At 65.5% G+C, this 1,012-nt stretch carries 1 protein-coding gene; it reads right to left on the bottom strand.

Annotation, left to right across the window (positions count from 1 at the left end; translation table 11 throughout):
- On the bottom strand, window positions 1-1,011 hold a 1,011-nt coding region (locus ELR45_RS28390), incomplete at its 3' end, for an aminomethyltransferase family protein (RefSeq protein ID WP_420813966.1).
- Window position 1,012: the final 1 nt, after the last annotated feature.

The following is a 1,012-nucleotide window of genomic DNA, read 5'->3' as shown; positions in this document are numbered from 1 at the left end:
GCGTTCCAGGCGCGGGGAGTAGCAGGCGCTGGTGACTCGGCCGATCGTCTCCCGGTGGGTCGCCGACGGGGCGAGCACTTCGAACGGCTCGATCATCGAGCCGTCGTTGTAGGAGCCGAGCGGGTCGCCGCCGATCTCCACGCCCACCATGAGCCGGGTGGGGCCGTTCTCACGGATCCGACGGAGTGCCTTCTTGCCGACGAAGTCGGCCTCCTGGTCGAGGTCGACCATCCAGCGGTAGTCGTACCCGACCTCCATCGGATTGGTGTCCAGCGTGATGTCGGCACCATAGGAGAGCATGCCGCCCTCGATACGGCGGATGTGGCACGGGCCGATGACGCGCATGTCATGCAGCTGGCCGGCCTGCCAGACGGCGTCCCAGAGCCGGCTCGCGTTCTCGGTGGCGTCATAGAGATAGATCTCGTAGCCGACCTCCGCGGTGTATCCGGTGCGGCTGACCACGACGTTCATACCGTTGAGCTGGTAGGACCGCAGGTAGTAGTAGGGGATGTCGAGGATGGACGGGCCGAACAGGTCGACCATCACATCCTTGGACTTCGGGCCCTGCACCTGCACGGGCGCGACGTCGACCTCCTTGATCTCGACGTCCCAGCCGCCGCTGTACGCCAGGCCCCTCGCCCAGAGGCCGACGTCGCTGTCGGCGAGAGAGAGCCAGAACGTGTTCTCCTCGACCCGCAGCAGGATGGGGTCGTTGATGATGCCGCCGTCGGGAGCGGTGATGAACACGTACTTGCACTGCCCGACGGCGCATTTGTGCAGGTCACGGGGGACGAGCGTGTTGGTGAAGTCGAACGCGTCGGGCCCGGAGATCTGCAGCTGGCGTTCGACGCCCACGTCCCACAGAGTCACGCCGTTGAGCAGGTGCCAGTACTCGGCGACGGGATCGCCGTAGTGCCGCGGGTGGTACGTGTGGTTGTACACGCTGTACATCGCCACGCCATGCGCCCTGGACTTCCAGAAATACGGGGACTTGCGCAACCGGGTGTACAAC

Source organism: Phytoactinopolyspora endophytica (genome assembly GCF_004138495.1).
GTDB classification, from domain to species: Bacteria; Actinomycetota; Actinomycetes; order Jiangellales; family Jiangellaceae; genus Phytoactinopolyspora; species Phytoactinopolyspora endophytica.
Note: the sequence above shows the minus strand (reverse complement) of the source record. Positions and strands in the feature narration are given on the sequence as shown.